General features: G+C 60.5%; 15 protein-coding genes. 10 read left to right on the top strand and 5 right to left on the bottom strand.

Annotated features, from left to right (window positions below):
* Positions 1-122: 122 nt before the first annotated feature.
* Together WA367_RS04595 and WA367_RS04600 are read left to right on the top strand one after the other, a co-directional pair.
* A complete protein-coding gene (locus tag WA367_RS04595) occupies positions 123-2,234 on the top strand; it encodes a TRAP transporter permease (protein WP_336055620.1) in 2,112 nt (703 codons plus the stop codon).
* Positions 2,231-2,611: a DUF1850 domain-containing protein gene (locus WA367_RS04600; protein WP_336055621.1), complete on the top strand. Its 381-nt coding sequence runs from the start codon at positions 2,231-2,233 to the stop codon at positions 2,609-2,611. Before WA367_RS04595 ends, WA367_RS04600 begins: the two co-directional genes overlap by 4 nt.
* Before the next feature lie 4 nt (positions 2,612-2,615).
* On the opposite strand, the gene WA367_RS04605 is transcribed toward WA367_RS04600, so the two are convergent.
* Complete coding sequence (locus tag WA367_RS04605) at positions 2,616-2,768, bottom strand: hypothetical protein (protein WP_336055622.1); 153 nt, start codon at positions 2,766-2,768, stop codon at positions 2,616-2,618.
* A 350-nt stretch (positions 2,769-3,118) separates the two neighbouring features.
* On the opposite strand from WA367_RS04605, the gene WA367_RS04610 reads away from it, so the two are divergent.
* Positions 3,119-3,625, top strand: a complete 507-nt coding sequence (locus WA367_RS04610; protein ID WP_336055623.1) for a YciE/YciF ferroxidase family protein — start codon at positions 3,119-3,121, stop codon at positions 3,623-3,625.
* A gap of 81 nt (positions 3,626-3,706) precedes the next feature.
* Here the strand turns inward: WA367_RS04610 and WA367_RS04615 are convergent, their stop codons facing one another.
* From WA367_RS04615 to mbfA, 3 genes are all read right to left on the bottom strand, one after another.
* Positions 3,707-4,066, bottom strand: a complete 360-nt coding sequence (locus WA367_RS04615) for a helix-turn-helix domain-containing protein (RefSeq protein ID WP_336055624.1) — start codon at positions 4,064-4,066, stop codon at positions 3,707-3,709.
* A complete protein-coding gene (locus WA367_RS04620) occupies positions 4,063-4,440 on the bottom strand; it encodes a type II toxin-antitoxin system RelE/ParE family toxin (protein ID WP_336055625.1) in 378 nt (125 codons plus the stop codon). Before WA367_RS04620 ends, WA367_RS04615 begins: the two co-directional genes overlap by 4 nt.
* Before the next feature lie 120 nt (positions 4,441-4,560).
* A complete protein-coding gene (mbfA, locus tag WA367_RS04625; RefSeq protein WP_336055626.1) occupies positions 4,561-5,544 on the bottom strand; it encodes an iron exporter MbfA in 984 nt (327 codons plus the stop codon).
* Between the two features lie 141 nt (positions 5,545-5,685).
* Here mbfA and WA367_RS04630 point away from each other — a divergent pair, with 141 nt between their 5' ends.
* The 4 genes from WA367_RS04630 to WA367_RS04645 are packed head-to-tail and all read left to right on the top strand — an operon-like array spanning position 5,686 to position 9,160.
* Positions 5,686-6,159 (top strand): CYTH domain-containing protein, encoded by a 474-nt coding sequence (locus WA367_RS04630; RefSeq protein ID WP_336055627.1) that lies wholly within the window; start codon positions 5,686-5,688, stop codon positions 6,157-6,159.
* A complete protein-coding gene (locus tag WA367_RS04635; protein WP_336055628.1) occupies positions 6,156-7,067 on the top strand; it encodes a CHAD domain-containing protein in 912 nt (303 codons plus the stop codon). The genes WA367_RS04630 and WA367_RS04635 overlap by 4 nt, the downstream gene beginning before the upstream one ends.
* Before the next feature lie 32 nt (positions 7,068-7,099).
* Positions 7,100-7,921, top strand: a complete 822-nt coding sequence (locus WA367_RS04640) for a YiiX/YebB-like N1pC/P60 family cysteine hydrolase (RefSeq protein WP_336056038.1) — start codon at positions 7,100-7,102, stop codon at positions 7,919-7,921.
* Positions 7,922-9,160 carry a cation:proton antiporter gene (locus WA367_RS04645; protein ID WP_336055629.1) on the top strand — a complete coding sequence of 413 codons (1,239 nt, stop codon included), beginning with the start codon at positions 7,922-7,924 and terminating at the stop codon, positions 9,158-9,160.
* Here WA367_RS04645 and WA367_RS04650 read toward each other — a convergent pair.
* Complete coding sequence (locus tag WA367_RS04650; RefSeq protein WP_336055630.1) at positions 9,128-11,557, bottom strand: response regulator; 2,430 nt, start codon at positions 11,555-11,557, stop codon at positions 9,128-9,130. The two genes, WA367_RS04645 and WA367_RS04650, sit on opposite strands and share 33 nt — an antisense overlap.
* Positions 11,558-11,758: 201 nt before the next feature.
* Here WA367_RS04650 and WA367_RS04655 point away from each other — a divergent pair, with 201 nt between their 5' ends.
* The 3 genes from WA367_RS04655 to lepA all read left to right on the top strand — a co-directional run bounded on the left by WA367_RS04655 (position 11,759) and on the right by lepA (position 16,016).
* Positions 11,759-13,123, top strand: coding sequence for a cytochrome ubiquinol oxidase subunit I (locus WA367_RS04655; protein ID WP_336055631.1), 1,365 nt, complete (start codon positions 11,759-11,761; stop codon positions 13,121-13,123).
* Entirely contained in the window at positions 13,120-14,124 is a 1,005-nt protein-coding gene (locus tag WA367_RS04660; protein WP_336055632.1) for a cytochrome d ubiquinol oxidase subunit II, read from the top strand. Before WA367_RS04655 ends, WA367_RS04660 begins: the two co-directional genes overlap by 4 nt.
* A gap of 83 nt (positions 14,125-14,207) precedes the next feature.
* Positions 14,208-16,016 (top strand): translation elongation factor 4, encoded by a 1,809-nt coding sequence (gene lepA / locus WA367_RS04665; protein WP_336055633.1) that lies wholly within the window; start codon positions 14,208-14,210, stop codon positions 16,014-16,016.
* Positions 16,017-16,402 lie beyond the last annotated feature (386 nt).

The raw sequence follows: 16,402 nt of genomic DNA on the forward strand, positions 1-16,402 counted from the left end.
ACCGGGTGCCCTCGGTGCGGCCTTCTTTTATCCATCATTGATATTGCCGTTGCCGGGGAATGGCGCTAGGGCCACAATCGCAGTGAACCCATAAGAAAAAGCATTGGGTGCGGGAGAGAGACATGACCATGACAACGGATCAGGTGCAGGAGCCGACCCCGTCGGCAGAGCTTCAAGACCCCCATCACGCCGATTTCCCCGGCTCGGCCGAAGGCAGGCTTCTGATGTGGATTGCCGTGGTCTTCTCGCTTTTCCAGATCGCGACGGCGGCGCATATCATCAGCCTGCCAAGCCAGGTCGTGCGCGCCTTCCACGTGGGCTTCCTCATGCTGCTTGTCTTCCCGCTCGTCGCAGCCTCGCGCGGCAAGGGACCCGGCATCAAGGCCATCGCATGGGGACTGGCGCTGGCCGGTGTGGCCGTCGCTGTCTATCAATATGTGGAGTACAAGCCGCTGCTCCTGCGCGCGGGCGATCCGTTGTCGCGCGACATCGTCTTCGGCGTGATAGCGCTCGCGACGATATTCATCGCCGCCTATGTTCTCATGGGGCCCGCGCTGCCGATCATCTCTGGCGTCTTCCTTGCCTACTGCCTGTTTGGCGAATATCTGCCAGCGCCGCTCAATCACCGCGGCTATGACTTCTCCCAGGTCATCGACCACATGGCCTACGGCACCGAAGGCATCTACGGCATCCCGATCTATGTGTCGGCGACCTATATCTTCCTGTTCATCCTGTTCGGCTCCTTCCTCGAGCGCGCAGGCATGATCAAGCTGTTCACCGATGTCTCGCTTGGCTTGGTCGGCCATGCGCGCGGCGGTGCGGCCAAGGTGTCGGTCATTTCCTCGGGGCTGATGGGCACCATCTCCGGCTCCGGCGTTGCCAATGTGGTAACCACCGGGCAGTTCACCATCCCGCTCATGAAGCGCTTCGGCTATCGCCCTGCCTTCGCCGGTGGCGTGGAATCCACCTCCTCCATGGGCGGCCAGCTCATGCCACCGGTCATGGGTGCCGTCGCCTTCATCATGGCCGAGACGCTCGGCATCGAATATTACGAGGTCGTCAAGGCGGCCATCATCCCCGCCGTCCTCTATTTCGCTTCCGCCTTCTGGATGGTGCATCTGGAAGCAGGCAAATATGGCCTGCACGGTCTGCCCAAGGCAGAGCTACCCTCTGCGATGAAGGCCGTGAAGGAGCGCTGGTATCTGATCCTGCCGCTAGCCGTCCTGGTCTACCTGCTCTTCACCGGCTACACGCCGCTTTTTGCAGGCACGATCGGCCTCGCGCTGACGCTGCTGCTGGTGCTTGGTGGTTCGGTTGCGCTCGGCCTTCCCAACCAGGCGCTGCGGATCATCTTCTGGGTCGTGCTCGGCTTCGGTGCCGCGAGCTTTTTCAAATACGGCATCACCGCGCTCCTGATCGCGACCATCATCCTCATCGCTGCCAATCTCTTCGTGAAGGGTGGATGGCAGACACTCGACCTCTGCCGCGCCTCGCTTGCCGAAGGCGCAAAGACGGCACTCCCGGTGGGCGTGGCCTGCGCCATTGTCGGCATCATCATCGGCACCATGACGCTGACGGGTGCTGCCAACACCTTCGGCCAGTTCATCGTCTCCGTGGGTGAATCGAGCCTCTTCCTGTCGCTCGTGCTCACCATGATCACTTGTATCGTGCTTGGCATGGGCATCCCGACGATCCCCAACTACATCATCACCTCGTCGATTGCCGGCCCCGCGCTTCTCGCACTCGGCGTGCCGCTGATCGTCAGCCACATGTTCGTCTTCTATTTCGGCATCCTGGCCGACCTTACACCACCCGTAGCACTCGCCTGCTTTGCAGCAGGACCGATCGCGCGCGAAAGCGGTTTGAAGATTTCCATGGAGGCGATCAAGATCGCGGCCGCCGGCTTCGTCATCCCCTTCATGGCGGTCTATACGCCCGCCCTCATGCTGCAGGATGGCGGACCGCTGGCCGAAAGCTGGGGCTACTGGCCGGCCGTTGCCTACATCATCTTCAAGGCGGGGCTTGCCATCGCGCTATGGGGCGCGGCAGTGATCGGATATCTCAGCCGCCCGCTGGCGGTGTGGGAGCGGATGCTTGCCACCGCGGCAGCCTTCACGCTGATCGTGGCGCTGCCTATCACCGATGAAGTCGGCTTTGCACTCGCAGCCCTCTTCCTCGGCCAGCTCTTCCTGCGCAATCGTGCTGCCGCGCAGAAAGCGGACGCCGCGCGATGAGCTTGTGTATTGCCGCTGCCGGCAAGCTCATGATGCTTGCCGGCACGGCCTTCACCCTCTCCTGGACCCATTCGGTCGAAAAGATCGAGTGGCGGGAAAACTGGTTGATCGAAAAGGGCGCGCTTCACCTCGTGCAGGCGCGCGTGAAAGGCTCCGGGGCAGGCATGGAGCCACCCGCAGATGCAAGGTTTGAAGAAGGTTGGTGGGTTTACGAGCCCGAACTGGCCGCACAGCCGCAAATAGTGCTGGCTGCATCGGGTGCCACGGGGCAGGGCTGGCAGATCTGCATGGAGGAGGGCGCTTGCCGCGAGATCGGTCGTGCCGCATCAAGCCCGCTCACGCTGCGCGCCTGCACAAGCGAAGAAAAAGCGAACTGACTGCTCACGCGTGCGCGGAATGACCGCCGCTGCGACGACGCGCGCAAGCCGGACCCGGGCCGCGCATATAGTGCCGCTCGGGGTGATAGCGCTGCAACAGTGAAGCCTTCAGCGACTGCACGAAACGCGTGATGAACTTGACCAGTGCCATGGCCATGATGCCCTGCCTTACAAACAAAAATCCTCCACGCGGCAATGGTAGCGCTGATCCATGAATATCAGGTGAATCACCACGCGGTTTCTGCGCTGCAAAAACAGATTCTCATGGGCGGAAAAAGGGAGGAAATCAGGCTGAACCAAGGCGTTCGGGCTGAATGGCCGCGACATGTTGTTGCGCCGCAACATCTGCGGCCTGTGCAGCTTGCAGCAAGCCGGGCGAAAAAGGTCGCTTACTTAACATTCGTGATGGAACAGCCCCGGGCGCGAGCCTGTTAGTGGGTAGGCCGCAGCGAACTCCCCTGCCTCGCGCGGCCTGCACGAAAAAGCAAGGACAAGAGGAATTTCACCATGGGTCTGTTTTCGAGTGACATCAAGACCATGGATGACCTGTTCATCCACACGCTTCGCGACATCTATTATGCCGAGAAGCAGATCTCCAAGGCGCTGCCGAAAATGATCGACAAGGCCACCAATCCGCAGCTCAAGCAGGGTTTTGAAACCCATCTGTCGGAGACCGAGGGCCATATCGAAAATCTGGAAGAGGCCTTCCGCCTCCTGGATGTTGAAGCCAAGGGTGTCGATTGCCCCGCAATCGACGGCATCATCAAGGAAGCCAACGAACTGATCGGCGAGACCGAGGACAAGCAGGTTCTCGACGCTGCCCTCATCGCTGCCGCACAGGCTGTCGAGCACTACGAGATCACGCGCTACGGAACGCTGATCACCTGGGCAAAGGAACTCGGCCGCAACGACGTCGCTCAGGTTCTCGAGCGCACGCTCAAGGAAGAGAAGGCGACCGATGAGAAGCTGACCAAGCTCGCCGAAACCCGCGTCAATCTGGCGGCCGCCGAGTAAAAAATTCAGTCTTCAGCCAAAGGGCCGCTCCGCTTGCCGGAGCGGCCTTTTCAATATCCCGATTTTCCTGGCAACCTCCTATCAAGCAGCGACCGGGGTGCGCCCATTTTCGCTGCGGATGAAGTAGCGCGAACCGCTCTTCCTGCCTGATTTGCTGAAGCTGATCTCCACATCCCGATCAAGTTTGACCATGATCTCAAGAAGCTTCTCAAGGGAAAACCCGCGCAGCTTCCCGTTCTTGAGCGCAGAAATCTTCGGTTGTGGCAGATCCAGCAGTTCAGCAGCCTGAACCTGCGTCAGATGCCGATGGCGCAAGATGGAGTTGATCTGGCCGACGATGGCAGCCTTCAGCTTCAACTCCGGCGCATCTTCAAGCCCGAGATCGGCAAAGACATTGTCACTTCCGATCTCTATTTCCACGGGAAGCTGATCCTTGGTCATGTCATTTTCCTTGTCGACTTTTTCGATCCGGCGAGTTCTTGCGTGATCGCGCGCAATCGGCTTTTGATTATTTCAATATCCGGCCTCGGCGTCTTGATCCCGCTCTTCGATTTTTTCTGAAACGAGTGCAGAACATAGATGTCGTCACCGAGCTTCACCGCATAAACCGACCGATAAGTATCAGTCGAATGGTCGGCTACGATTTCCAAGACCCCGGAGCCCAAACCCTTAAGCGGTTTGGCATAGTCGGCTTTCCGACCCATCTGCGCTTCGCTAAGTGCATAGCCAACCTGAATCCGCACCTCTTTCGGAAAGCTCAGAAGCTGCTTTTTGGAATCATATAGCCAATTTATCCGTCGCTCTTGCTTCGCCACTCAGCCCACCCCTCTATATACCAATATAGGTATATTCCCTCTTCTTCAAGTGCACGCGCGGTTCAAAGGTGTCAACGTCCCGGAGGAGCCGCTCCGCTTGCCGGAGCGGCCTTTTGCTTGTCACGCATTGCCGATCAACATGCCGGTGGCAAACACCAATGCACCACCCAGCACCACTTGGAATGTCGCGCGCCCCCATGGCGTCTCCATGTAGCGGTTCTGGATCCAGGCGATCACCCAAAGCTCTACGAAAACCACCGCTATCGCGATTGCCGTCGCCGTCCAGAAATGCGGGATCAGATAGGGCAGGGCATGTCCCAGCCCGCCGATAGTGGTCATGATGCCGGTCGCCAGACCCCGCTTGATCGGTGAGCCTCGTCCCGAGATCACGCCATCATCGGACGCCACTTCGGTAAAGCCCATCGAGATGCCGGCACCGAGCGAGGCGGCCAGGCCGACGAGAAAAGTCTGCCACGTGTCGCCTGTGGCAAAAGCTGCGGCAAAGATCGGAGCAAGCGTGGAAACGGATCCATCCATCAACCCGGCCAGTCCGGGCTGAACATAGGTCAGCACCATCTGCCTGTGCGCGGTCGCATCTTCTTCGGCAAGAGCCTCCTCGTCCAGATGCTGCTCGCTCAGACGACGCGCCAGCGATTCATGGCCCTGTTCTGCCGCCGCCAGGTCACCGAGAAGCTTGCGCAATCCCGCATCCTGCGTCCGCTTGGCCGCTTCGAGATAAAAGCGTGCTGCCTGCTCTTCCATGGCTTCTGCTGCAGCCCGCACCTTGTCGAGCCCCAGCGGGCGCACCAGCCAGTCAGGCTTGCGCTGGTAGAAGCCGCGCACATGCTCGCGCCGGATGAGAAGGATCTGCTCTCCAAAGCGCTGCCGATAGGCCTCGATCAGTTGTGCCCGATGGCCGTCTTCTTCCCGCGCCATCTCCTCGAATACAGCCGCCGAATGCGGAAAATCGTCCCGCAAACTCTCCGCATAGGCCCGATAGATGCGCGCATCATCCTCTTCGGAGGAAATGGCCAGCGCCAGAACTTCCCTTTCATCAAGACTGTCGAAAGCACGGCGCTGCGCACCGAAAAAGCGGGAGAACATGAGCGAAATTCCTTACTTTAGAATGATTCTAAAATAGGAGTGGTTGCGCTTGTTCGTCAAGCACGGCTGCTGGTAGAGATTGCCCTGCCGCCGCTTTGATGCAAAACAAGGCGCCTGTGCGAGCAAAGTCCCGGAGCGGTGATGGCGATCGAAAGCGAACGCAAGTTTCTCGTGGCGAGTGAGGATTGGCGTCACCTCGTCACGCACTCGGTCGCAATCCGCCAATTCTACATCGTCGCGGGTAGCGATCGCTCCCTGCGCATGCGCGTCAAGAATGGCGAGGAAGCAAAGCTTACGCTGAAGCTTGGCGCCGCCGAGCGCAATCGTGAAGAATTCGCATACTCTTCTACCTTGTCGGAAGCCGAAACCATGGCGCGGTTCGCCCTTGGTGACGTGATCGAAAAGACACGGAACATCGTGCCGCACGACATGCTTCGGTTCGAAGTCGACGAGTTTGCGGGACCATTGTCCGGACTGATCCTCGCAGAGCTGGAAACCACGGAAGAGGTGCCCGATGCCTACCTTCCTCCATGGCTCGGTCGCGAGGTCACGGGCGATGCCCGCTTCTACAACGCCAATCTTGCCCTAAACGGAATGCCGGACATCACATCATGAGTTACCGGATCGACCCTGCACTGCCAGTGGATGCCGAACTTCGTCGTATCGCCGGCGAGGAACTCGCCACCATGCGCAGCCAGCTCAAGGAGATGCCCGAAGGGCGCCAGCGCGCGCTCCACATGACGCGCAAGAGCATCAAGCGCTTGCGCGGCCTCCTGCGGTTGATCCGCAAGGGCGACGAAGACTTCTACCATGCGCAGAATGCGCGTCTGCGTGATCTAGCGCGCGCGCTCTCCCGTCAGCGCGATGCAGATGCTGCGGTGGAAACCCTGGACCGCTTGCTGGAGCGCGAGAAGGATGACGACAAACGCGAGGTTCTTGGCACCGCTCATCGCGCGCTGGACCAACGTCGCGTTCAGATCATTGAGGAAGAGGCCGGACGCAGCGACTTGATCCCTTCTGCCCTCGAAGAGATCGATACTGTTGAGCACGCCTTCGCCGCACTTGCCTTGCCGGCGGATGCCGATGAGGGGGCCAAACTGCTTGCCTCCGGGGCACGCACCATGATCACCAAGGCGCGCAAGGCCTTCAAGCATGCGCGCAAGCGCGGCGACGAACACGATTTTCACGAGATGCGCAAATCGGTGAAATATCACTGGATGCATCTTGGCCTTTTGGGTCCAATGTGGCCGGGCAGCCGGCTTTCGCGGCGCAAGAGAGCAGAAAGGCTTGGAGATGTGCTGGGCGAGTTGAACGACATCGCCAATCTTTCGCATCTCCTCAAGGCGGATGAACTTTCGCTCGATCCCAAAGCAGCCAAGCTCTTGCAGAAGCGAATAGGTCAGCGCGAAAAGCAGTTGCGCCGCCAGGCGCTTGCGCATGCCGAAGAGCTTTTCGACAAGGAAGGCAAGAAGCTGCGCCGCAAGATCGAGCGGGTAATGCAGCGCGAAAAACAGGATCATTGAACGTGGGTGGTGAAGAAGACGCGCAGCCGCATATTCCAAAACCGGGTCCCGACAGCTTGCTGGATCGTTTCGGGCAGTTTCTGGCACGTCGGCTGGAATCGGAATCGTCCGGCTATCAGCCCTATACGCCCTCCGACCCGGAAACGCTAAGCCGCACCCTGCAACCGGGCGACATCATCCTGGTGGAAGGCAACCAGCGCGTTTCCGCTGCGATCAAATATCTGACCCAATCCACCTGGAGCCATGCGGCTCTTTATGTCGGCGACATGCTGCCTGAACCCGAAGACGGGTCCGAGCGCCCCCGTCTTGTAGAGGTCATTCTGGGTCAGGGTTGCATCGCCGTGCCTCTTTCGAAATACCGCACCTACAACACCCGGATCTGTCGCGCGGTGGGTCTGACGCCGGAGGACCGCAACGCGGTCGCCAACTACATGATCCAGCGCCTTGGTCTGCGCTATGACATGCGCAACATCTTCGATCTGATGCGCTATTTCCTGCCCACCCCGCCGGTTCCGGTACGGTGGCGTCGTCGCATGATTGCGCTCGGATCAGGCGATCCGACAAGAGCCATCTGCTCCTCGCTAATCGCGCAGGCTTTCCAGTCCGTGGCCTATCCCATCCTGCCCGAGATCGTGCAGGTGAAGGGCCATGCGACAGCAGAGTCCGTTTATTCACGCGAGGAAATACTGCATATCCGCCACCATTCGCTTTTCACGCCGCGTGATTTCGATCTTTCTCCCTATTTCGAAATCGTGAAGCCGACGCTGGTCTTCGGCTTCGACTACAAGCAGCTGCGTTGGGCGGAAAAGGAAAAGCATGAAGCGGCAGAGGCCGCGACACGAGGAGGCGCATAGGTGGAGCATCACGCAGCATTGGCACTGATCTTCCTGGCCTTCACGCTCTATGCGCTGGCGGGGCCGCGATTGGAAAAGTCGATGCTGTCCGGCCCGATGCTTTTCACGCTGCTCGGGCTGGCATTTGCCTGGTTCAGTCTTCCCGTCCTGTCTGATGCGGACAATTCGATCATCGAGTTCCTGGCCACCGGCACGCTCGTCATTATCCTTTTTCGCGATGCCGCCAGCATTCGCTTCTCAAGCGTATTGGCCGAGCGTCGTATAGCCATGCTCACCCTGCGCCTGCTTCTGATTGGCATCCCTTTGACAATTCTCGCCGGCGCAAGTGTTGCGCTGGTGCTCTTTCCGGGGCTGGGACTGGCCGCAGCAATCGTTGTCGCGATCCTGCTGACCCCCACAGACGCCGCCTTGGCGCAACCCGTCTTCGATGATGAGAGCCTGCCTGAAATCCCGCGTGAAGCGCTGGATGCCGAAAGCGGTCTCAATGACGGGCTCTGCCTGCCGCTTCTGCTGATCGTGCTGGGTTTTGCCACCAAGGCGGAGGGAACCGGCCTGGCGCAGCATCTCGGCTTCTTCGCAAGCCAGGTCGTGTTCGGGCCATTGGTGGGGCTTCTGGTGGGGTGGCTCGGTGCTTTTGCTCTGTCACGCCTGGCAGGTCGCGATGCAGCCTTCTCGACCGGCAGAACGCCCATAATGGTAGCACTGGCAGGCCTTGCCTATTTTGCGGCGGAACTCGTGCACGGCAACGGGTTTCTGGCGGCCTTCGTCGCAGGCCTCACCTTCGGTTTTCAGCTTCCCCGGCCGCTCGTCGAACGCGCATCCAGTTTCGCCGGCACCGAAGGCGTGCTCCTGACCAATGTGACCTTCCTGCTCTTCGGCGCAGTCATGTTGCCGCGCGCATTGCAGGTCGACGGGCTGAATGTGTTTGTCTATGCGATCCTCAGCCTGACGCTCATCCGCATGGTGCCGGTCGCCCTTGCCTCCATCGGTTCCCGCATAGGGATGGGCGGTGTCGCCTTCATGGGCTGGTTCGGCCCGCGTGGACTGGCTTCGGTCCTCTATCTGCTCCTCGTGGTCGAACAGTCCGGCTTCGCATCCGCCGACATGGTGGCAGACATCACGGTCGTCACCATCGCGCTGTCAATTCTGCTGCACGGCATCACCGCGCCCTTCGCGCACCGCATCTTCTTCCGGCGACGCAAAGCTTCAGGCGCTGGCCGCCTCGGCGCTGCGCGGTAGCCATTCGAGGATTTTCGATTCCAGCCGTCCGGGCGAGACGGGCTTGGTCAGATAGTCGTCCATGCCCGCATCCATGCACTTGTCGCGGTCACCTTTGAGCGCATGGGCGGTGACACCGATGATGGGCGTGCGGGCAAGACCTTCGCTTTCCTCGATCTCCCGGATCGCCCGTGTTGCCTCCAACCCGTTCATCTCTGGCATGGAAACATCCATGATGATCAGCGCAGGGCGTTCCTTCTTCCAAAGCTCTAGCGCCTGCCGGCCATTTTCCGCCAAAGAGAAGTCCTGGCCGAAGCCCGACAGGATTTGACGGAAAACGAGCTGGTTTACCTCGTTGTCCTCCGCCACAAGTATCCGCTGCTTCACCGCACGATCTTCTGAGGGCTTCACCGGCCTGGGGTGCAAAACGATCGGTGCAGGGGCCAGCGACGGTCGCAACTCCTCGGCGGCAGCCGCGCCCGCTTCCACCGGCGCTTGCGTTTGCTCGGGCGAAACGGGTGCGTGCCGTGGCGTCGCGCCGCGATGCCCCGAAATCACCTCGCAGATCGTTTCACGCAAGAGCGAGGAGCGCGTCGGCTTGGTCAGGATCGAACTGGCACCGGCCGCCCGCAGCTCGCGGGTCGTGCGCGTGTCATCGACGGAAGTCAGAAGCAGAACGGCCGTCTCATCAAGCCATCCCCTGGCCCCCATCTGCCGCAGCACCTCAAGCCCGCTCATCTGTGGCATCTGATAGTCGAGCAGAACGAGGTCGACAGTCACACCTTGCGCCCTTGCCTGCTGCATGAAGGCTTGTGCCATCACGCCATTTTCCACCGCACAGCTCTCAAAGCCCCAGCTTCGCGTCTGGTCGGTCAGGATGCGGCGGTTGATCTCGTTGTCATCGACGATGAGTATGCGCGCGCCTTCCACCTGCGAAAGGGCGGGGTCGGCGCGCTCCTCACCCTCATGGGCAGCAAGCGGAATACGGAATGAGAAGGTGGAGCCCTTGCCCAGCGTACTCTCCGCCTTGATGCTCCCGCCCATCATCTCGACAAGCCGAGAAGCGATGGCGAGCCCAAGTCCAGTACCCTCGTGTCGGCGGGTCGAGGAGCCATCCACCTGGCTGAACTTCTCGAAGACGCTGGCAAGCTTCTCCTCTGGAATGCCGATGCCCGTGTCTGTAACGCGAAACAGCGTTTCGTCCCCTTCACGGATCAGCTCGATCAGCACATGGCCCTGCTCGGTAAATTTCACCGCATTCCCGGCAAGATTGGTAAGGATCTGGCGGATACGCCCGGCATCGCCCACCACCCAATGGGGCTGGTCAGGCGCGATATCGACGATCAGCTCCAGATCCTTCTCCGAAGCGCGGGAGGAGAGGAGGGTAGCAACATCCTCGACCGCTTCGGCAAGATTGAACGGCACCGGCTCAAGCTGCGCATGGCCCGCATCGATCTTCGAATAGTCGAGAATATCGTTGATGATGGTCAAGAGCGCATGACCCGACTTCAGTACCACATCGTTATAGGTGCGCTGTCGTGCGTCGAGTTCGGTATTAGCCATAAGCTCGGCCATGCCAAGCACGCCATTCATCGGCGTGCGGATCTCGTGGCTCATATTGGCCAGGAACTCGCTTTTCGCCCGGTCTGCGGCCTTTGCATCCTCAAGTGCTCCCTTCAGCCGCGCCAGCGCATGGCGTATCGAGCGTTCCATGGGCAAAAAGAGCAGGAACAATATGGCCGCGGCAAAGGCCGCCAGCACCAGGCCGAGAATGTTGATGGCGATCTTCACCTGATCGGCCAAGGCCTTGTTGAAGCTCAGGAGTTTTGCAGAAAGCTGCGACAGCGACGGCGCCACCAGATAGGTGACATCGCCGTCAAGCCGGCGTCCGGCACCGGGCCATTCGCTCACTTTCATCTGTGTCGCCTCAACCACCTTGCCGTGGAATTCTGCCAACACCTCAGCCGGCGATCGCGGCCCGTAAGGCGTGACGACCGTCATCTTCTGGCGAAGCTCCGGATCGAGTTCCCCCCACAGCGTTTCCGCGCGCATGCAGGTCTCCTCCAGTTCGTCCGCCTGCACATTGAGCGCGGTCTTGATCCAGACATATTCGCTGGACCGGTCGCTGCTCATTTCCAGCGCTGTACGGTTGATGCGTTTGACGACATCTTCCGCCTTGGCCGTGACCATGGCCATCTCGGTCACCTGCGCATAGCGCTGATTGACCATATGCGCGGATATGATGAAGAGCATGCCCGGCACGATCAGCGCGGCCATGACCATGATGTAGCGTCGGCGAAGACCGCGCACGGCGCGGGAAATTGTCAGTGAAGGATCGGCAGCGGCAAGCCCCGCCCGTCTTTTTGCAGGCGCAAAACGGCTCTTGAGGCCAAGGCGGGTGGCAAGCTGAGACAGCAATATTTCCCCCTCCGCATCGCAGACGCACCTCTCCCAGCGTCAACCTGCAATTCAAGATTGCTTCCCTTGCGTGAAGTTTCGGTTAACCGGCTGGCTTTGCGGCATAATTGTGTCGCTATGACGCAGCGGCATGTCGCCACTTTGATCTGTTATACAAGGAGTCCTAAATGGGTGCGTGTCGAACACGTTCGGGAGGTCCTGATGGACCCGCTTTTGCTGTCACGCATTCAGTTCGCTGCCAATATTTCCTTCCACATCCTGTTTCCCGCGATCACCATTTCGCTGGGCTGGGTGCTGCTGTACTTCAAGCTGCAATACAACCGCACCGGCGAACATGCCTGGATGCGCGCCTATTTCACCTTCGTGAAAGTCTTCGCGCTGTCCTTTGCCCTGGGCGTTGTTTCCGGCGTGACCATGAGTTTCCAGTTCGGCACGAACTGGCCGGGCTTCATGGAAAAGGTCGGCAATATCGCAGGCCCTCTCCTGGCCTATGAGGTGCTGACGGCATTCTTCCTCGAGGCAGTGTTCCTCGGCATCATGCTTTTCGGTTTTCGCCGGGTGTCGAACCGCGTGCACACGCTGGCGACCTTCCTCGTCGCCTTCGGCACCACTATGTCCGCGTTCTGGATTCTCGCGCTCAATTCCTGGATGCACACCCCCGCCGGTTTCGAGATGCGTGACGGTGTCGCCTATCCGACAAGCTGGTTCGAGATTGTCTTCAACCCGTCCTTCCCGTGGCGTCTGGTTCATATGCTTCTGGCTTCGGGCCTTACAGCCGCCTTCCTCGTCGCGGGTTTCTCCGCCCTGCGCTATGTCCTGGGTGACCGCTCAGCCTCCATGTGGAAGGCGTTGAAGACCGGCGTGGCGCTCGGCGCGATCCTCATTCCACTGCAGATCTTCGCCGGCGACCAGCACGGCCTCAACACGCTCGAACACCAGCCCGCCAAGGTGGCCGCCATGGAGGCCAACTGGGAAACGCGCGGAAACGTGCCCCTGGTGCTCTTCGCCATTCCCGATGAGGATGCGCGCGAGAACCGTTTCGAGATTGCAGTCCCCAATGTCGCCTCGATCATCCTGAAGCACAGCCCGTCGGGCGTAGTACCGGGCCTCAATGATTTCGAGGGCGAGCATCCGCCGGTCGCGCCCGTCTTTTACGCCTTCCGCATCATGGTGGGCGTGGGCATGGCCATGCTCCTTATTTCCTGGACTGCCGCCTTCTATCTCTTCCGCCGCAAGGTCCTGCCCAACTGGGTGGCCTACAGTCTCGTGCCCATGGGCCTGTCCGGTTGGGTGGCGGTGCTTGCCGGCTGGTACGTGACCGAGATCGGCCGCCAGCCCTGGCTGGTCACCGGCGTGCTGCGCACGGGTGAGGCCGTCGGCCCCGTTAGTGGCGGGCAGGTAGCGCTTTCACTCGCAGGCTATCTCGCGCTCTATGCCGTCCTGCTCTTCGTCTATCTGGGCGTTCTGGTCTACATGGCCGTGAAGGCGTCCAAGGAAGGCGACGAGGAACCCGATCCCGCGGTCAAGGACCGCCCGCTCGACCAGCCCGTGGAGGCAGAAGCATGAGCATCGACTGGCCAACCCTTCTGCCCCTCATTTTCGCCGGCCTGATGGGCGTTGCGATCCTGCTCTACGTCATCCTCGACGGCTTCGATCTGGGCATCGGCATTCTTTTTGCCGCCGCCGACACGGATGACAAGGACATCATGATCGCCTCCATCGGCCCCTTCTGGGATGCCAACGAGACATGGCTCGTGCTCGCGGTCGGCCTGCTGCTGGTGGCATTCCCGATCGCTCACGGCGTCATCCTGACAGCGCTCTATATTCCCGTCTTCCTGCTTCTCGTCGGGCTTATCCTGCGTGGTGTGGCCTTCGACTTCCGAGCCAAGGTGCCCATCCACCGCAAGCACCGCTGGGACCGTATGTTCTTCGCCGGCTCGCTGCTCGCGGCACTTGCTCAAGGCTACATGCTCGGCATCTATGTTCTGGGCCTCCAGCAGGGCATAGCCGCCATGCTCTTCGCAGCCCTCGTCGCACTCTGCCTCGCCGCCGCCTATGCGGCCATGGGATCGGCCTGGCTCATCTACAAGGCGGAGGGGGAGCTGCAGCAAAAGGCCGTGTTCTGGCTGCGTCGCACGCTGGTTTTCACTGCCGCCGGCATGGCCGCCGTTTCTGCCGCCACACCGCTTGCAAGCCCGCGCATCTTCGAGAAATGGTTCACCTTGCCGGAGATTGTGTGGCTGGCACCCCTGCCCATTGCAGCACTCGGCCTTTTCCTGTGGCTGTGGCGCATGTGCGTGCATCTGCCGGGCCACGAGGACGAGCATTCGCTCAAGCCCTTCATCGTGCTCTCGGCCATCTTTGCACTGGGCTTCGGCGGTCTTGCCTATTCCTTCTACCCCTATGTCGTACCCGACCAGATGACCATCTGGGAAGCTGCTGCCGCGACCGAGAGCCTGGCCGTCATCCTCATCGGCACCGCCTTCGTTCTGCCGATCATCCTGGGCTACACGGTCTATGCCTACCGCGTCTTCGGCGGCAAGGCGGGCGATCTGACCTATGACTAGGGTTAAGTGCCGGTAAAAATCGGGCAGGGCTCAACGCGTTTGAGCCTTCCCAACGCCCGTATAAATGCTCTATACGCGCGGACATGACAAAGACGCCTCTTTCCCGCATCCGCAACTTCTCCATCGTCGCCCATATCGACCATGGAAAGTCCACGCTCGCCGACCGTCTGATCCAGATGACCGGGTCTCTTGAAGACCGCGAGATGAAGGACCAGATCCTCGACGCGATGGATATCGAGCGCGAGCGCGGCATCACCATCAAGGCCAACACGGTGCGCCTTGAATATGATGCGAAGGATGGCGAGCACTATGTGCTGAACCTCATCGATACGCCCGGCCATGTCGACTTCGCCTATGAAGTCTCGCGTTCGCTGGCTGCCTGCGAGGGCTCATTGCTCGTCGTTGACGCCAGCCAAGGCGTGGAGGCGCAGACGCTGGCAAATGTCTATCAGGCGCTCGACAACGACCATGAGATCGTGCCTGTCCTCAACAAGGTTGACCTGCCGGCAGCCGAGCCCGATCGCATCCGCGAACAGATCGAGGATGTTATCGGCCTCGATGCCTCCGACGCGCTGATGATCTCTGCCAAGACCGGGCTGGGCATCGAGGATGTGCTGGAAGCCATCGTCACGCGCCTGCCCGCGCCGAAGGAGGGCGAAAGTGCCGAGCCTTTGAAAGCCATGCTGGTCGACAGCTGGTACGATGCCTATCTGGGCGTCATCGTTCTGGTCCGCATCATTGATGGCGAGCTGAAAAAGGGCCAGACCATCCGCATGATGGGCACCGGCGCCAAATATCAGGTCGACCGCGTCGGCGTCATCACGCCCAAGATGGTCATGGTGGAAAGCCTCGGGCCCGGCGAGATCGGATTCATCACCGCTTCCATCAAGGAAGTTGCCGACACCCGCGTCGGTGACACCATCACCGAGGACAAGCGCCCCACCTCCAAGGCGCTGCCGGGCTTCAAGCCCGCCCAGCCGGTGGTGTTCTGTGGCCTCTTCCCCGTCAATGCGGATGATTTCGAGGACCTGCGCGCCGCCGTCGGCAAGCTGCGCCTCAACGATGCCTCCTTCTCCTACGAGATGGAAACCTCCGCCGCTCTCGGTTTCGGCTTCCGCTGCGGCTTCCTGGGCCTTCTGCATCTGGAGATCATCCAGGAGCGCCTGTCGCGCGAATTCGATCTCGACCTGATCGCAACCGCCCCCTCGGTCGTCTACAAGATGAACCTGACCAGCGGCGAGCAGATCGAGCTGCACAATCCGGCAGACATGCCCGATGTGATGAAGATCGCCTCGATCGAGGAGCCGTGGATACGCGCCACCATCCTCACGCCCGACGAGCATCTGGGCGCCATCCTCAAGCTCTGTCAGGAGCGCCGTGGCATCCAGGCCGATCTCTCCTATGCCGGCTCGCGCGCCATGCTGGTCTATGACCTGCCGTTGAACGAAGTCGTCTTCGACTTCTACGACAAGCTCAAATCCATCTCGCGCGGCTATGCCAGCTTCGACTACCAGATCACCGACTATCGCGAGGGTGATCTGGTCAAGATGTCGATCCTCGTCAATGCCGAGCCGGTCGACGCGCTCTCCATGCTTGTTCACCGCTCACAGGCCGACCGCCGCGGCAGAACGCTTTGCGAAAAGCTGAAGGAACTCATCCCTCAGCACCTCTTCAAGATCCCCATCCAGGCCGCCATCGGCGGCAAGGTCATCGCCCGCGAAACCATTTCCGCCCTGCGCAAGGACGTGACCGCCAAGTGCTACGGCGGCGACGTCACCCGCAAGCGCAAGCTGCTCGAAAAGCAGAAAGAAGGCAAAAAGCGCATGCGCCAGTTCGGCAAGGTGGAAATCCCGCAGGAAGCCTTCATTCAAGCGCTCAAGATGGGCGATTGAGGGGCTTACCCCTCCACCCCGTCATCCTCGGCCTTGTGCCGAGGATCTGCCGCAATGAAGCACGCCTGTGCTGAGCAAGTTGAGCAGACAGCAGATCCTATGGACAAGCCATAGGATGACGAACCTGGAACAGCGCTTTCACCTCCACGTCATCCCGGAAGCCGTTAGGCTATCCGGGACCCATTGGCAGATGATCGCAGACCGCGGCCCTGTCCTCGCCCAAGCGCCCGCCAGCACCATCAGCCCCTTCTGCGAAAACCGGCCGCGCCTCTCAATGGGTCCCGGCTCTCGCTCCGCTCGGTCGGGATGACGCTGCTTGTAAGTCACCCTTCCACCTCGTCATCCTCGGGCCCGACCCGAGGATCCATGCCGGAGCGGCGAGGATA

It is taken from the genome of Nitratireductor sp. CH_MIT9313-5 (genome assembly GCF_037029545.1).
Lineage (GTDB): Bacteria > Pseudomonadota > Alphaproteobacteria > Rhizobiales > Rhizobiaceae > Chelativorans.